Origin of the sequence: Pseudodesulfovibrio hydrargyri, from assembly GCF_001874525.1 — a bacterium.
In the GTDB taxonomy this organism is placed as follows: Bacteria; Desulfobacterota; Desulfovibrionia; order Desulfovibrionales; family Desulfovibrionaceae; genus Pseudodesulfovibrio; species Pseudodesulfovibrio hydrargyri.
Genome location: NZ_LKAQ01000001.1, coordinates 661,953 through 676,575, shown reverse-complemented (window position 1 = coordinate 676,575; position 14,623 = coordinate 661,953). Strand labels below are relative to the sequence as shown.

At 64.0% G+C, this 14,623-nt stretch carries 15 protein-coding genes; 4 read left to right on the top strand and 11 right to left on the bottom strand.

Translation table 11 applies throughout. The annotated features are described in order from the left end of the window. Positions 1-2 precede the first annotated feature (2 nt). The 6 genes from BerOc1_RS03160 to flgB are packed head-to-tail and all read right to left on the bottom strand — an operon-like array spanning position 3 to position 4,582. Complete coding sequence (locus BerOc1_RS03160) at positions 3-752, bottom strand: FliH/SctL family protein (RefSeq protein ID WP_071544255.1); 750 nt, start codon at positions 750-752, stop codon at positions 3-5. Then, positions 739-1,737 carry a flagellar motor switch protein FliG gene (fliG, locus tag BerOc1_RS03155; protein WP_071544254.1) on the bottom strand — a complete coding sequence of 333 codons (999 nt, stop codon included), beginning with the start codon at positions 1,735-1,737 and terminating at the stop codon, positions 739-741. Before fliG ends, BerOc1_RS03160 begins: the two co-directional genes overlap by 14 nt. A gap of 3 nt (positions 1,738-1,740) precedes the next feature. Continuing rightward, the gene (gene fliF, locus BerOc1_RS03150) at positions 1,741-3,333 is read right to left on the bottom strand and encodes a flagellar basal-body MS-ring/collar protein FliF (RefSeq protein ID WP_071544253.1); all 1,593 of its coding nucleotides are present in this window, start codon (positions 3,331-3,333) and stop codon (positions 1,741-1,743) included. A 50-nt stretch (positions 3,334-3,383) separates the two neighbouring features. Then, complete coding sequence (gene fliE / locus BerOc1_RS03145; protein WP_071544252.1) at positions 3,384-3,713, bottom strand: flagellar hook-basal body complex protein FliE; 330 nt, start codon at positions 3,711-3,713, stop codon at positions 3,384-3,386. 17 nt (positions 3,714-3,730) lie between these two features. Further along, a complete protein-coding gene (gene flgC, locus BerOc1_RS03140; protein WP_071544251.1) occupies positions 3,731-4,171 on the bottom strand; it encodes a flagellar basal body rod protein FlgC in 441 nt (146 codons plus the stop codon). After that, on the bottom strand, positions 4,172-4,582 hold the full coding sequence (gene flgB / locus BerOc1_RS03135) for a flagellar basal body rod protein FlgB (protein WP_071544250.1): 411 nt from the start codon (positions 4,580-4,582) through the stop codon (positions 4,172-4,174). Between the two features lie 434 nt (positions 4,583-5,016). On the opposite strand from flgB, the gene BerOc1_RS03130 reads away from it, so the two are divergent. The 3 genes from BerOc1_RS03130 to hflX all read left to right on the top strand — a co-directional run bounded on the left by BerOc1_RS03130 (position 5,017) and on the right by hflX (position 8,472). Then, complete coding sequence (locus BerOc1_RS03130; protein ID WP_071544249.1) at positions 5,017-5,580, top strand: tetratricopeptide repeat protein; 564 nt, start codon at positions 5,017-5,019, stop codon at positions 5,578-5,580. 457 nt (positions 5,581-6,037) lie between these two features. After that, positions 6,038-6,634 carry an IMP cyclohydrolase gene (locus BerOc1_RS03125; protein ID WP_071544248.1) on the top strand — a complete coding sequence of 199 codons (597 nt, stop codon included), beginning with the start codon at positions 6,038-6,040 and terminating at the stop codon, positions 6,632-6,634. A 119-nt stretch (positions 6,635-6,753) separates the two neighbouring features. Beyond that, the gene (gene hflX, locus BerOc1_RS03120) at positions 6,754-8,472 is read left to right on the top strand and encodes a GTPase HflX (RefSeq protein WP_242652837.1); all 1,719 of its coding nucleotides are present in this window, start codon (positions 6,754-6,756) and stop codon (positions 8,470-8,472) included. Between the two features lie 15 nt (positions 8,473-8,487). On the opposite strand, the gene BerOc1_RS03115 is transcribed toward hflX, so the two are convergent. The 4 genes from BerOc1_RS03115 to BerOc1_RS03100 all read right to left on the bottom strand — a co-directional run bounded on the left by BerOc1_RS03115 (position 8,488) and on the right by BerOc1_RS03100 (position 12,841). After that, positions 8,488-9,057, bottom strand: a complete 570-nt coding sequence (locus BerOc1_RS03115; RefSeq protein WP_071544247.1) for a hypothetical protein — start codon at positions 9,055-9,057, stop codon at positions 8,488-8,490. A gap of 95 nt (positions 9,058-9,152) precedes the next feature. Then, complete coding sequence (locus BerOc1_RS03110; RefSeq protein WP_071544246.1) at positions 9,153-10,124, bottom strand: cation diffusion facilitator family transporter; 972 nt, start codon at positions 10,122-10,124, stop codon at positions 9,153-9,155. A 4-nt stretch (positions 10,125-10,128) separates the two neighbouring features. Next, positions 10,129-10,716 carry a glycerol-3-phosphate 1-O-acyltransferase PlsY gene (plsY, locus tag BerOc1_RS03105; RefSeq protein WP_071544245.1) on the bottom strand — a complete coding sequence of 196 codons (588 nt, stop codon included), beginning with the start codon at positions 10,714-10,716 and terminating at the stop codon, positions 10,129-10,131. A 70-nt stretch (positions 10,717-10,786) separates the two neighbouring features. Then, positions 10,787-12,841 carry a ribonuclease catalytic domain-containing protein gene (locus BerOc1_RS03100; RefSeq protein WP_071544244.1) on the bottom strand — a complete coding sequence of 685 codons (2,055 nt, stop codon included), beginning with the start codon at positions 12,839-12,841 and terminating at the stop codon, positions 10,787-10,789. Between the two features lie 88 nt (positions 12,842-12,929). Between BerOc1_RS03100 and BerOc1_RS03095 the strand changes: the two genes are divergently transcribed. Next, complete coding sequence (locus tag BerOc1_RS03095; protein ID WP_207503285.1) at positions 12,930-13,226, top strand: SemiSWEET family sugar transporter; 297 nt, start codon at positions 12,930-12,932, stop codon at positions 13,224-13,226. Positions 13,227-13,281: 55 nt separating this feature from the next. On the opposite strand, the gene BerOc1_RS03090 is transcribed toward BerOc1_RS03095, so the two are convergent. Continuing rightward, entirely contained in the window at positions 13,282-14,556 is a 1,275-nt protein-coding gene (locus tag BerOc1_RS03090) for an IMP cyclohydrolase (RefSeq protein WP_071544243.1), read from the bottom strand. Positions 14,557-14,623 lie beyond the last annotated feature (67 nt).

Genomic DNA, 14,623 nt, shown 5'->3' with positions numbered 1-14,623 from the left:
GCCTACTCCTTGCTCCCCGAGGTGATCTGCTCGGCCAGTCGGTCGAAGATCGGCTCGACCAGCTTCCAGCGGGTGTCGATGGTATTGTCCACCTTGCCGCCCTCGGCCTCGATGACCACGCCGCCCATCTCGATGGAGGCGTCGCCTTTGACGGTCCAGTACTTGAGGGTCGGGTTGCGGTCCTGGATGATCTTGACGAACTCGTCCAGTTCGGCGGTCTCCTCGGGGTTGCAGCGGATCTCGATCCGCCGCTGGGACTCGATGCGCTCCAGGGCCTCGGCCATGAGGACTTCGAGGGCCTGGCCGCGCTTCTCGTCCAGCTCCACCTTGAGGGTTTTTTTCAGGGCCAGGCGGATGAGCGTGACCACGTCCTGCCGCCTGGTCTCGTAGATGTCGCTCCCTTGGGCCCCGAGCTGGGCGAACAGGGCCTCGGCCTTGGCCGAGACGTCCTGGATGTGCTGGTCCACGAAATCCTGGGCCTCGGCCATGCCCTGGGCGAACCCCTCGTGCCGGGCCGTGGCGCGCAGGGCCTCGGCCTCGAGCTCGGCCAGCATCTTGATCTCCTTGGCCGCCTCGCGGGCTTTTTCGCGCACGCGGGCCAAATACTCCTCGTTGGTCGAGTCGTCCCAGATGAGCTGGCGCTTGCCCTCCAGCTCCTGGATGGTCATTTCATCCGGACCGGGGGTGTCCATGCCGACCACGACCTTGCCGGTCATGCGCGGACGGTGGGGCTGGAGCTTAGATAAAGACATCGCTGCCACCTCGGCTGATGACGATCTTGCCCTCGTCCTCCAGGCGGCGGACGGTCTTGACGATGGACTGCTGGGCGGCCTCCACCTCGGAGAGCTTCTTGGGCGGCATGATCTCCAGGTCCTCCTTGATCATGGCCGAGGCGCGCTCGGACAGGTTCTTGAAGAACTTTTCGCGCAGGTCCTCGCTGGCGCCCTTCAGCGCCACGGTGAGGTCCTCGTTGGAGACCTCCTTGAGCAGCTCGCGGATGGCGATGTCGTCGATGCCCTTGACGTCCTCGAACACGAACATGAGGTTGCGGATGTCCTCGGCCATCTGGGTGGACTCCTCCTCGATTTCGGACAGGACCTCTTCCTCGGTGTTGCGGTCCACCGCGTTGAGAATCTCGGCCACGGAATTGACGCCGCCGACCTTCTTGCCTTCCTTGCCGCCCATGGCGATGAGCTGGCTCTGCAGGACCTTGTCCACTTCCATGAGCATCTCCTCGGCCACGGCCTCGAGCTTGGCCAGGCGCATGAGCACCTCGGCGCGCACGCCGGCGGGCAGGTTCTGGATGAGCTCGGCGGCCTGGTCCGGGTGCAGGTGGCCCAGGATGAGAGCCAGGGTCTGCGGGTGCTCGTTGCGCAGGATCTGGGCCAGAATGCGCGGGCTGACGTTCTCCAGCTCCTGGAACGGCGTGGGGCCGGTGTCCAGGTCCAGGGAATCCATGATGTACTTGGCGGTCTCCGCGTCCAGGGACTGGGTCAGCAACCGCTTGACCTGTTCCGGCCCGCCCACCAGAAGCTCCGCGCCGTAGGCCAGGGACTCGTTGTACTCCTTGAGCACTTCCAGGACCTCCTCCTTGGGCACGGAGTCGGTTTCGAGCATGGCCTTGGACACGGCGGCGATCTCGTTGCGCTCCATGCGCTTGAACACCTCCGCCGTGAACTTCTCTCCCAGGGAGAGGAGCACGATGGCCGTTTTCTGGGGGCCGGTGAAGTCTGCCATTTCTTACGCCTCCTGGGTAAGCCAGGTTTTGAGCAGGTGGACCGCCTGGTCGATGTTCTCGTCGGACAGCTGAATGGCGTGGTTTTTGGCGTTTTCGAGCCGACGGGAAGTGTCCAGGGCCTCCTCGTCCATCTCGTCGTCCTCCAGGGCCAGGCGCTCGGAACCGGGCAGCCCGGCCATCTCCTCGATCTCCTGCTCGGCGACCCTCGGCCGGATCAGGGCCATGACCACCGGGCGGACGACCAGGATCAGGAAGAGGAAGATCAGCAGTCCGTTCAGGAACGGCTTGCCCAGCCGCTGGGCGTATTCCAGCATGGTCCGCATCAGGGAATCGCCGCTGGCCAGCTGCGGTTCGCCGAACGAGATGTTGCTGACTTCGATGGTGTCGCCGCGCGCCTCGTCGAAGCCCACCGCGTTCTCGATCAGGGTGCGGATGCGGTCGATCTCCTCGGCGGTGCGGGGCACGTAGACCTGATTGCCGTCGGCGTCAGCCTGCCACGTCCCGTCCACGATAACCGCAACGGTCAAACGTTTCAATTCCCCGACGGGGGCTACGATATTTTCTTCCTGCTTGTCGATCTCGAAGTTGGTGGTCCGGGACTCGCGGGTGGAGTCCTGGGTGGTCTGGGTGCCGGTGAAGCCGTCGCCCCGGAAGTTGGTGTCGGGCGCGCCGCCCGCCAGGTTGGCCGCGCCGTTGGTGGTCTCCTCGTTGCGGGTTTCGGAACGGACCACGGCGCTGGCCGGATCGTAGGTCTCCTTGCGCACGGTCCGCTGGCTGAAATCGAGGTCCGCGTTGACCCGGGCGATGACCTTCTCCGGGCCCACGGCCGGTCCGAGCAGCTCGAGGATGCGGCGTTGCAGCTTGCTTTCCACGCCCGCCTTGTGTTCGAGCTGGGCGTTGGACATGGCCAGGCCGGAGGCCTCGTCCTGCGGGGTGTACAGGGGGTGCCCCTTCATGTCCGTGACCGTGATGTTCTTGGGTTCGAGCCCTTCCACGGCCATGGACACCAGGTTGACGATGCCTTGGATCTCGTCGGGCTCGAGCTTGCCGTCGCCCTTGAGCTGCAGGACGATGGACGCGGACGGCGGGATCTGGTCCTCGATGAACAGGGACTTCTGCGGGATGACCAGGTGCACCCTGGCCTTGTCCACGATGGGAAATTCGGTGATGGTGCGGGCCAGTTCGCCCTGGAGCGCCCGCTGGTAGTTGACGTGCTGGACAAAGTCGGTCTGGCCGATCTGGACCTCGTCGAAGATCTCGAAGCCGATGCCCTGGCCGTGCAGGTTGCCTTCACCCGCCACCTTGAGCCGCAGCTCGTAGACCCGGTCGGCCGGGACCATGATGGTCGTGCCGTTGTTCTCGAGCTTGTAGTCCTCTTTCTGGGCCTGGAGCATGCCCACGACCCGGGACGCGTCCTCGGGATAGAGGTTGGTCATCAGGACCCGGTAGTCCGGCTTGTTCATCCAGTAGATCATCAGCGCGAAGGAGATGACCACGGCGGCGGCCAATCCTCCGATGAGGATGCGCTGGGACACGGTGCGGTCGGTCCAGAGCCCTTGCATTTTGTTCCAGTATTCGTCGACGAACGGAGGCATCTTCTATTTCTCCAGCTTGCGGTGGCGGTGTGATCCGGTTGCTGCGACGCCTAGAAGGGCATCTGCATGATTTCCTTGTACGCGGTCATGATCTTGGAGCGGACGGCGCCGGTCATCTGCATGGCCATGCCCGCCTTCTGCATCGCGATCATCAATTCGTGCACGTTCTGGGTCTTGCCGGAGGCGAATTCCTTGATCATGGATTCCTTGGTCTCCTGGAGGTCATTGACCTTGACCAGGGAGGACTTGAGGGTGTCCTGGAAGCTGGTGGCGGGTGCCTGGGGCTTCCTGAGACTCTGGGAGACCGTGGAGTCCACCGTGCGGCGGCGGAGGTCCATGGCGTTCTGATAGGCATTGAATGCGACGCTTTTGACGACCATTTGCTCTTCTCCTTTTCCTAGCTCTGCCCGATGGTCAGGGCTTTCTGGAACATGCGTTTGGCGCTTTCGATGGTCTGGACGTTGGACTCGTATCCGCGCATGGCCTGCATCATGTTGGCCATTTCCTCGACCACGTTGATGTCCGGGTAGAACACGTAGCCCTGGTCGTTGGCGTCCGGATGGTTCGGGTCGTAGACCTGCTTGAACGGACGCTCGTCACGGATCACGCCGAGCACCTTGACCCCTTCCAGGTTGCGGTTGAGCTGGTCCTGCATGGCCTGGTCGAAGGGCGAGTAGACCGGTGTGGCCTCGAAGGACACGGACTTGCGCTGGTACGGGCCGCCCGCCTCGGTCTTGGTGGTCCGGATGTTGGCCATGTTCATGGAAATGACGTTCAGCTGCGCCCGCTGGGCCGAGAGCCCGGACGCGCCGATGTCGAGGGCGGTCATGATATCCATTTACTTGCTCCCTTCCTGGATGACTCTGTTCATGCCGTCGAAGCTCTTCTTGATGACCGAGGCCAGGGCATTGTACATCATGGTGTTCTTCGTGTTGGTGGCCATTTCCTTTTCCAGGTTGACCTCGTCCTGGCCCCAGACCTCGCGGCCCCGGAAATCGTCCAGCCCCTCGCCCTTGAATCCGTCGGGGTCGAAGGTGGCGGGCAGGTGGTCCTGCTTGGTGCGGGTCAGCTTGCCCAGTCCGTCCTGGTTCAAGGCGGCCTGGAGCTGGTTCTCGAATTCGAGGCGGCGGGCTTTGTAGCCCGGCGTGTTCACGTTGGCGATGTTGCCCGTGACGATATTTTGACGTTGCAGGCGCAGGTCCATGACCTTTGCCGTTATGTTGAGGTGATGCTCGAAAAGTCCTCGCATTCCTTGCTCCTCCTGCGTTCGCGTGACGTTCCTGGGGGCGGCGGAGGCATGTTTTTCCGCCGAGTCCGCAGGAGACTTAGCAACTCCCGTTCCAATCAAACAACTTATTGAAATCGAAGAGAATTTGTAGACAATGGGCCTGTCGTGCGTCAGACTCCCGGTCAAAGAGCTCGGGGCGGTGCCGTCCGGGCAGGGCATAAAAATAGGGTAGAATCTGCCTCCCGGGGTGGTTTCGGGCAGGATTGAGGCTCTGGAGCTTGCTGGCCGGTTTGTGTGAAAATATATTTATTACAGCGTATTAAGAAAATAGTGTCCGTGCTGGAAAATTCGTTTTTTCCCTTTTTGGCACATTGATTGCTAGATCGGTTGCGGCCGATTCGGCCATGGAGATCTTTTCAGCCCGCTCTCGGGCAAAGGAGAAATGGAGGGGAACTATGAGTGGTCATCTGGATTACGAAATCAACAAGGAACTCGGCGAATGCTACCTGTTCATGGGTGAGCTGGACAAGGCCGAGGAGTACTACAAGAAGGCGGTCAGTTCCAACGGCGTCCATCCGGACCCGTATCTCGGGCTGGCCACTGTCGCCGTTCAGCGCGGCGATCTGGAAGACGCCGAACTGATGTACAGGAAGGCCCACAAGATCGCGCCTTCGGACAAGAGTCTTTCCGGGATAGCGCTCATCCGCATGGAGAACAACGACAGGGAGCAGGCTTTTTCCCTGTTCGTCGAGGCCATCGGGATGAATCCCGAAAACATGGTCGCCCTGTTCAGCCTGATCAGGCTCGGCCATGAACTGGAACGCATCGGCGAAATCATCCCGCACCTCGAGAACTATCTCGAAATCGATCCGGCCAAGCACGAAGTGCGCTACTCCCTGGCCGGGTGCCTCGCCTGCGTCGGGCAGAAGGACGCGGCCGTCAAGGAACTCGAGACGATCCTGGAAAAGGATCCCGAGAACGCGCCGGCCAAGGAAATGCTCGACCAGTTCCGGTCCTGACAACGGTCTCCCCTCCCCGTTGATTTCCCGTCCCGCGTCCCTTGCGGAGGCGGGGCGGGAAATCAGCCTTGAGACCGTCCGGCGGCCCGGCCGCCACCCACGTGGCAACCGTTCGCGCATCAGCCTGCGCACGGTCTTGTCTGCTTTCCGCTTCCCATCCCCCTTGCCCCGCGCGCGCCCGTTCCCTCGAGCCATATCCGGAAATGGCTTTTGTGCTGTTTTCGTTGATCTTCCGTCCATAGTAGGCGATCCCCGCGGGGTATGACTCTGGCCGCGCATCGGGCGCCTAACTCCCGGTTTTTCCGGTTTTTTCGGATTCACTCTTTTTCCCGTTATACACACCTGTGGAAAACCAGAGTCCCGTCGGGCGGTTTTTCGCCGGAAACCATGGCCTTCCGCGCCTTGCGTTTGGGCGGCAAATCTGGCACAGGCACTCAAAACATCAAGTGAGGTTGCGATGAATCTGTTGCCTGTTAAGAGAGCGATACTATCCGTTACGGACAAGACCGGTCTGGCCGAGTTCGGCAAATTCCTGGTGGACCGGGATTGCGAACTGGTGTCCACCGGAGGGACCAAGAAGATGCTGAAGGACGCCGGGCTGCCGGTCACCTCGGTGTCCGACGTCACCGATTTCCCCGAAATCCTGGGCGGCCGGGTCAAGACCCTGCACCCGCACATCCACGGCGGCATCCTGGCCGACAAGGACGACGAGGCGCACATGGAGACCCTGCGCGATTTCGGCATCGAGCCCTTCGACCTGGTCTGCGTCAACCTGTACAACTTCGCCGACGCGGTGGCCAAGGGGTTGGACCTCAAGGCGGCGGTGGAGCAGATCGACATCGGCGGCCCGACCATGCTGCGGGCCACGGCCAAGAACTTCCACTCCATCTGTGTGGTCCCCGATCCCCAGTACTACGAGACCGTGGTAAAGGAGATCGAGGAGCATGGCGGCCTGACCCTGGAATTCCGCAAGGAGATGGCCACCCTGACCTTCCGGCTGACCAGCGAATACGACGCCATGATCACGAAATACCTCAGCGAAAACGACGCCTAGGCGTTGTTTTTCGTCCGCCGCGCGGCGTCGGGGGGATTGCCGCGCGGCGTTTGAGGGTGCATAGTCGAATCACGCCGATCAGGGAGTTGGGATCAAGGGTCCCGGCTCCCTGATCGACAATGGGATTCCAGAAATTTTTCGGCTGCGGAAATCGGTCGTGGGACCGCCGCGGACACGTTTTATCCAGGAGCGTCATCATAGCCCAGAAGCCCAAGGGCAACCTGCAAGGGTTGAAGCCCAGCCAGATCAAGCGGCTGTCCCGCCTGTACCAGCGTCAGTTCCCGGTCAGCGAGGCCTACACCAACGAGCAGGCCCGCGAACTGGCCGAGCTGTCCGAGGACACCGGCCGCCAACTCGGCCTGCTCATCGACCGCCAGGGCAAGGTGGCCATGGTCCTGGTCGGCGACAACCGGTCCATCTACATCCCGGAGCTGCCCAGGGCGCGCATGAGTTCGGGCCGTCTGCGCGGCCTGCGCCTGCTGCACACCCACCTGGCCGAGGAGAGCCTGAGCCAGGAGGACCTCATGGACATGGTCTTCCTGCGGCTGGACTCCGTGGCCTCCCTGACCGTGCGCGAGGGATTTCCGGTGGCCGTGGAGGCCGCCCACCTGCTGCCGCCCAACACGGACGAGAAGAGCTACGAACTTTTCCCGCCCGTGCGCTGGGACCGCTTCGACCATGACCTGGGGGCCATCACCTCGGCCATCGAGGACGAGTTCGGCCGCCAGGCGGACGGGCAGGGGCTGGGCTCGGACGAGGACCGGGCGCTTTTGGTCAGCGTGGACGAGACCCCGCGCCCGGTGCAGGAACTCTCCCTGGAGGAGCTGGCCGAACTGGCCGATACCGCCGGGCTGGTGGCGGCCGGAACCATGATCCAGCGGGTGCGCCAGCGCAATCCCAAGTTCATCATGGGCAAGGGCAAGCTGGCCGATCTCGAGGTCCGGGCGTTGCAGGCCAACGCCTCGATCATCATCTTCGACCAGGAGCTGTCGCCCACCCAGATGCGCAACCTGGCCGAGATCACCGAGCGCAAGATCCTGGACCGCACCCAACTCATCCTGGACATCTTCGCCCAGCACGCCACTTCCAAGTCGGGCAAGCTCCAGGTGGAGATGGCCCAGCTCAAGTACACTCTGCCCAGGCTGGTGGGAAAGAACCGGGCCATGTCCCGGCTCATGGGCGGCATCGGCGGGCGCGGGCCGGGCGAGACCAAGCTCGAGATCGACCGCCGCCGGGCCAACGACCGGCTGACCCGGCTCAAGGCCGAGCTCAAGCAGGTCCGCAGACACCGCTCCCAGACCCGCGAGCGCCGGGCCAAGGCCGGGCTGCCCATCGTCTCGCTGGTGGGCTACACCAACGCGGGCAAGTCCACGCTGCTGAACACTCTGACCAGTTCCAAGGTCCTGGCCGAGGACAAGCTCTTCGCCACCCTGGACCCGACCAGCCGCCGCATCCGTTTTCCCGAGGAGCGCGAGGTGGTCCTGACCGACACGGTCGGCTTCATCCGCCGGTTGCCGCCGGACCTCAAGGAGGCCTTCAGGGCCACCCTGGAGGAGCTGGACTCGGCCGACCTGCTCGTGCTCGTCTGCGACGCCTCCCACCCGGAGGTGGAGGAGCAGGTGGAGGCGGTCCGCGCCATTCTCGACGAAATGGAGCTGGCCGAGATCCCGTCCATCCTGGTCCTGAACAAGTGGGACAGGCTCGACGAGGAAGGACGCGAAGCGATGGCCCGCGTCTTCCCCGAGGGCATCCCGGCCGTGGCCGTGGACCGCGCCTCTCTGGAGCCGGTGGTCGAGGCCATCCTCGGCAACCTCCCGTGGGAGAAGCAGGGCGCCTGAGGTCTTCCCGGCCCATTACCCGCGGCCCGCCCTGCGGCGGGCGCGGTAGGCGTCGGCCACAAAGATCAGCGAGACCAGTTGCTGGGCCATGAGGATGTAATAGCCCTGGCTGCCCATCAGGACCGCGCAACTGAGGTTCCCGAGCATGAACCCGAAGTAGCCGTTCACGTTGTCTTTGGCCGAGAAGTAGGTGCCGATCAGGAATCCGGCGGCCACGCACAGTTCGTAGATCTGCGTCAGGGTCGTTATCCCACCGAAATCATACAGGCTTGCCGCCAGCCCGAAGACCACCGAGAAGCGCGCCATGTAGTCGAGCCATCTCGGTTCGCGCCCATGGCCGCGCAGGGCGATGATGAAGCCCATGAGCATGGCCGGCGCGCCGCCCGCCTCCACGGCGGCCGCGATCCAGTTGTGTTCCAGGATGAAAACGGTGACCCAGGCGGGCAGCCCGGCCAGGAAGATGGCCCACGACCGCAGCCGCCAGGCCTTGTTGGATTCCGGGGCGGCGCTGCGCTCCGCCCGGGAAAAGCATATCTTGTTGAGCAGGTACGAAGACCCGCCCCATATCTGAAGCAGAATATCCATGTGTTACCTCGTGTCCGGCGCCAGGGCCGGTTAAGGACGTGACAAAAGACATGGGCCTCGGCCCATGGACCTCGAAAGAGGTGGGGGAGCAGGGTCTACTCGCCCGATTTGTCCGTCAAAGGAGGCGACATCATGGGACATTCTCCGCCAAGACTGGCCGCGCAGGCTCCGCCCACGTCCCTCCCGTCATAGGAGGTGTCGCATTCCAGCGGCTCGACGTGGATGGTCACCTCGGCGCGGGGCAGCTTGGAGTGGATGAGTTCTTCAATGAGTTCACACAGTTCATGGGAATCGTGCACAGTCATGGAACCGGGCACCACCAAATGAAAATCGATGAATCGCTTGGGCCCGGACTTGCGCGTGCGCAGGCCGTGGAAGGACGACTCCGTGCCCGCGTAGCTGTGGATGGCGTTGGCGATGAGCTTGAGTTCCTCTTCGGGCAGGGCGTCGTCCATGAGCCCGCCCACGGACCGCTTGAGCAGCCCGATCCCGGTGAAGACGATGTTCACGGCCATGATCACGGCGATGATCGGGTCCAGGATCTTCCATTGGGGCATGACGATGATCACGGCCAGCCCGGCCACCATCCCCACCGAGGTCCAGACGTCGGTCAGCAGGTGCCGGGCGTCCGCCTCCAGGGTGATGGAGTCGAACCGGTCGGCCGCGCGGAGCATGATCCGGGCGACCAGGAAGTTGACGGCCGAGGAGACCAGGGCCAGGACCAGGCCGGGGCCGAGGTGGCGCAGGTCCTGGGGCGAGAGGAAGCGGTCCACGGCCGCGTAGCCGATGCCGAAGGCGGCCACGATGATCAGCGAGCCCTCGATGCCGCTGGAGAAATATTCCGCCTTGCCGTGGCCGTAGGCGTGGTCCGCGTCGGCCGGGCGCAGAGCGATGGTGATGGCCGTCAGGGCGAGGACGCCCGCGGTCAGGTTGACCAGGGATTCGGTGGCGTCCGAGAGCAGGCCGACCGAGCCGGTCATCCCCCATGCGCCGAACTTCAGCACCAGGGTCACGATGGACGCCCCGATGGAGTAGACGGCGTAGCGCTTGGGGGAGGCCTTCTGCACGGGGTTACCCCTTTTTGAGCCAGGGATTTTCCTCGCCCCTGGCCAGGCGGCGGATGTTCTCCCTGTGTCGCCAGAACAGGACGAGCATGACCACCACGGCCACGGGGATGAAGGCGAAGTTGCCGGACAGGAGCATGAGTACGGGCAGGGACAGGGCGAAGGTCAGGGAGCCCATGGACACGTGCCCGGTGAGCCAGACCATGAGCAGGCACAGGACGATGCAGATCAGCGCGGGCCAGAAGGCCAGCCCCAGGAACGCGCCCACGGTGGTGGCCACGGCCTTGCCGCCTTTGAAGCCCATGAAGCAGGAAAAGACGTGGCCCAGGATGGCCGCCAGGGCGACCAGGGACAGGGCGAACGGGGATTCGAGCCAGGAGGCGGCGAAGACCACGGGGAGCAGTCCCTTGAGCAGGTCGCAGGCCAGGGTGGCGATGCCGTACTTCATGCCGCACAGCCGGGCCACGTTGGTGGCCCCGGTGTTCCTGCTGCCGTCCTTCCGCGGGTCGATGCCGCACGCGGACTTGGCGATGACCAGCCCGAAGGGGATGGAGCCGAGGACATAGGCGAGCAGGGCCCAGAAAATGAAGGTCATGGTGATTTCTCCTGATAAATCGCGATTGCTGCGTGATATTACAGATTTTGCGGCACGTTGAAAAGCACGCTTATTCCTCCAGGGCCTCGCTCAGACGGATTTCGTTGGTCAGCGGGTCGATGCGCGAGAAGCTGATCTGGAACCGCTGGCCCGGATAGAGCTTGTCGCCGAGCATCTTTCTGGGCGCGCGCACGTTGACCTGGAGGTGCGGCATGGCCAGGGTGGCCATGGGGCCGGCCTCGTCCACCAGCACGGCGGGCTGGAACTCGCGGCGGCGCTTGGCCAGGTAGACCAGTTTCCAGTACCGGGGCCGGAACCGCTGCACCGTGCTGACCGACTGGATGCGCATGTTCAGGTGGGTGATCAGCTGGTCCAGTTCCTCGCGGTCGAGCCTCGGCTCGCCCGAAGCCAGAAAGGCGCTGACCTGGGCCATGTTGATGAAATCGGTGTAGCGCCGCAGCGGCGAGGTGATCGGCGCGTAGGCCGCCACGCCGAGCGCCGCGTGCCGCTTGGGCGCGGTCTCCAGTGTCGGAGGTAGGAGCAGCTTGACCGAACGCAGTATCTCGGCGGGCTCGGTGAAGATGCCAGCGGCCTCCGGGGGCAGGGCGATGTCCTGGGTGCGGTGGAGCAGGGGCACGCCGTTGTCCTTTGCCCACAGGGCCAGCCCCGAATTGGCCAGGATCATGAATTCGCTGATGACCAGCTCCGAGCGCGGGCTGGGCGTCTTGAGCTCGATATCCACCGAGGTCTGCGCGCCGCTGCCCGTAAGGGTGACGATGGGCTCGGGCTTGCGGATGACGCACGCCCCCGAGGCCAGCCGCCGCTCCAGGAGGTGGGTGGCCAGGTCATGGGCCAGCATCAGGGATTCGTCGGTCCGCTCCCGGATGGCCCGGTCCGCGTCCTCGTAGGTGGTGTTGGCCTTGACCCGGACCCAGGCCGTGCGCGGCTCGACTTTGTCCAGGGCGCCGTCGGCCGCCAGGAAGAAGTCCGCGACCAGAGCCGGACGCGCCTCTCCCTGCAACAGGGAATACTGGCCGGTGCCGAGCCGTTCGGGCATCATGTGGCTGGTGCCTTCGGGCAGGTAGAGGCTGGTGGCCCGGTGCAGGACCGCCCGGTCCAGGGGGGAGCCGAAGGTCCAGTGGGCCTCGGGCCGGGCCAGAACGATTGACAGCTTGTAGCCCGCGCCGCGTTTTTCGATGCGGAAGGCATCGTCGATGTCCCGGGTGGTACTGCCGTCGATGGAGACCAGGTCCTCGATCTCCGGCGTCTCTGCCTGATTGAAAAACCTGTTTTCTATCTCTTCTATTTCATTGATGAAGGATTGCGACCACTCGTCGCCCCAGGCGTAGTCGGCCTCGTCCAGGTGATAGTTGTGGTGCATGGGCAGCACGCCCCAGGTCTGGGCCAGGAGCAGGGCCAGGTGCGGGACGTCGGGCAGCCCCTTGGAGATGGCCGTCCATATCTTGCGGTCGTTCTCGTCCAGGTTCTCGCCCACCTTGCCCCTGAGGATGCGGGCAAGCCCTTTGGCCAGCTCCGGGTCCAGGTCGGGCAGGTTCGGCCTGCGGCCCTGGCCGTGGGCGGCCCAGAGGTCCTTGAGCAGGGTCTGGCCCGCGCCGGTGATGGCCTCCCGTTCCTTTTCCTCGGCCTGTTGCCGGAGTTTCTGCTCCACCTTTTCGGCGGGCCAGATCTCGAAGACGGGCGGGCGGAACTTGAAGTGGGTCTTGGCCTGGAGCATGGCCCGGCCCAGCGCGGCCAGCCGGTCCTCGTCCCACTCCTCCCAGAGCAGATCGGCGAACCAGGTCAGGGGCGCGGATTCCAGTTCGCCCTGGGCCAGGTCCCACAGTTCCATGACGTTCAGCCCGGCCTGGATTTCGCCGCGCGCCTCCTGGCGCTCGTTGAGGATATTCTGGATATCCTGGCGCGAGGCGTCGGCGGACAGCACCGGGCCGTGCCACGGCAGCAGCCGGGCGGCGGGCAGTTTCATCTCGCGCTTGTTGATGGTCAGCAGGCGGAGCTTGCCGGACGATTCCTCGAGCACCCAGGCGAGCTGGGGCTGGTCGCCGTGCATGAATTCCACCACCGTGCCGGGGCGGACCAAGGGGCCGAGCGGGGTTGTTTTAGCCATATGTCAGTCGATTCTTTTTCGTTGCGCTTAAGGGTTCGGTTAGCATGAAACGGTTGTCAGCGTAAGACCGTGCGCGTATGGGAAATACATGCAGATGGATTATCCGGAACTCATCGGCCTGGCGGCCGGATGCTGCACCACGGCGGCGTTTTTCCCGCAGGTCCTGCACACCTGGCGGACCCGCTCCGTGGCGGACCTGTCCCTGCGCATGTACCTGCTGTTCACCCTGGGGGTCCTGCTCTGGCTGGTCTACGGCATCCACATCGGTTCGCTGGCCGTGGCCCTGGCCAACGGCGTCACCCTGGTTCTGGCCGCGTCCATCCTGGTCATGAAACTCGCTTACGACGATCCTTCCCGCAAGGGGAACGGCCGCCGTCCCAAATAAAAGGCTTCGCCGAACTCCTGCCCGGCGAAGCCCATTCCCTTTCGATCGTTTCGAACTAGTGCTTGAAGGAGCGCTGTCCGGTGAAGACCATGGCCACCTGCGGCTCGGCCTCGTTGACCGCCTGGATGACTTCAAAGTCGCGGATGGAGCCGCCGGGCTGGGCGATGGCGGTCACGCCCTGGTCGATGCACAGGTCCACGCCGTCGCGGAACGGGAAGAACCCGTCCGAGACCACCACGGAGCCGGGCAGGCCGCCACGCGCCTCTTCGGTGCGCCTGTCGATGTCGGCCAGCTTGGCCTTCATCTCCGGGTCCTTGATGGCCTTGAGCTTGAGCTCGAACAGGGACATGCCCAGTTCCTTGGAGGCCAGCAGGTCCGCGTATTTGATGTACGCCTTGGTCACGGCCAGGAGCACGCAGCCCACGCGGTCCTGTTCGCCGGTGCCGATGGCGGTGGTCACGCCGTCGCGGGCGAAGATCACGGAGTTCGACGTCACCCCCGCTTCCACGGCCCAGGCGAAGAGCAGGTCGTCCGCCTCCTGTTTGGAAGGGGCGCGGGCCACGAAGGCGTTGCCGTCCTTCTCGGCTTCGGCCGGGAGGAAGTCGTCGACGGCGAGGATGGCGTTGCGGAAGGAGAACTGTAGGACCATGCCGCCGTCGGACAGGGACTTGATGTCCAGAAACGGCGTGGTGGACAGGGATTCCAGTTCGGTGATGCCCGGAATCTCCAGGATGCGCAGGTTCTTCTTCCTCTTGAGCACGTCTAAGGCGTCGGCGTCGAACGCGGGCGCGGCCACGACTTCGAAATATACGGAGTTGATCAACTCGGCGGTGGCCAGGTCGAGCGTGCGGTTGACCACCACGGCCCCGCCGAAGGCGGCGATGCGGTCGGCCTCGAACGCCCGCTTCAGGGCCACGGCCACGCCCTCGTCGGTCCAGGCGGCCCCGCACGGGTTGTTGTGCTTGAGGATGAGCGCGGCCGGTTTGGCGGAAAGATACTGCAAGATGTTCAGGGCGTTGTCCACGTCGGTCAGGTTGGTCTTGCCGGGGTGCTTGCCCGCCTGGAGCATGTGCTCCTCGGTCAGGGCCGAGACGAGCCCCTGGCCCGCGCCGATGAACTTGACGCCGCCGACTTCAAGCTGCCCCCGCGCCAACTCGTAGAGCGCGGCGGGCTGGTCCGGGTTCTCGCCGTAGCGCAACCCCTTGGTCTCGCCGTCGATCTCCCAGGTCCGTTTTTTGAAGACCAGTTCCTGGTCGCCCAGGGTCAGTTTCATGTCCGCCGGAAACGGGTCCTGCTGCAAGGTATGGTACATCTTTTTCAAATCGCTCATCGCTTGGACTCCCTGTTGTTGCCGTGTGAGGGGGCGGTCATAACACACCTTCCACAGGCGGGCAATG

Bases quoted from the DNA above. Each gene is read 5' to 3' on its own strand.
- BerOc1_RS03160 (WP_071544255.1), bottom strand. From the start codon at position 752: ATGTCTTTATCTAAGCTCCAGCCCCACCGTCCGCGCATGACCGGCAAG.
- fliG (WP_071544254.1), bottom strand. From the start codon at position 1,737: ATGGCAGACTTCACCGGCCCCCAGAAAACGGCCATCGTGCTCCTCTCC.
- fliF (WP_071544253.1), bottom strand. From the start codon at position 3,333: ATGCCTCCGTTCGTCGACGAATACTGGAACAAAATGCAAGGGCTCTGG.
- fliE (WP_071544252.1), bottom strand. From the start codon at position 3,713: ATGGTCGTCAAAAGCGTCGCATTCAATGCCTATCAGAACGCCATGGAC.
- flgC (WP_071544251.1), bottom strand. From the start codon at position 4,171: ATGGATATCATGACCGCCCTCGACATCGGCGCGTCCGGGCTCTCGGCC.
- flgB (WP_071544250.1), bottom strand. From the start codon at position 4,582: ATGCGAGGACTTTTCGAGCATCACCTCAACATAACGGCAAAGGTCATG.
- BerOc1_RS03130 (WP_071544249.1), top strand. From the start codon at position 5,017: ATGAGTGGTCATCTGGATTACGAAATCAACAAGGAACTCGGCGAATGC.
- BerOc1_RS03125 (WP_071544248.1), top strand. From the start codon at position 6,038: ATGAATCTGTTGCCTGTTAAGAGAGCGATACTATCCGTTACGGACAAG.
- hflX (WP_242652837.1), top strand. From the start codon at position 6,754: ATGGGATTCCAGAAATTTTTCGGCTGCGGAAATCGGTCGTGGGACCGC.
- BerOc1_RS03115 (WP_071544247.1), bottom strand. From the start codon at position 9,057: ATGGATATTCTGCTTCAGATATGGGGCGGGTCTTCGTACCTGCTCAAC.
- plsY (WP_071544245.1), bottom strand. From the start codon at position 10,716: ATGACCTTCATTTTCTGGGCCCTGCTCGCCTATGTCCTCGGCTCCATC.
- BerOc1_RS03100 (WP_071544244.1), bottom strand. From the start codon at position 12,841: ATGGCTAAAACAACCCCGCTCGGCCCCTTGGTCCGCCCCGGCACGGTG.
- BerOc1_RS03095 (WP_207503285.1), top strand. From the start codon at position 12,930: ATGCAGATGGATTATCCGGAACTCATCGGCCTGGCGGCCGGATGCTGC.
- BerOc1_RS03090 (WP_071544243.1), bottom strand. From the start codon at position 14,556: ATGAGCGATTTGAAAAAGATGTACCATACCTTGCAGCAGGACCCGTTT.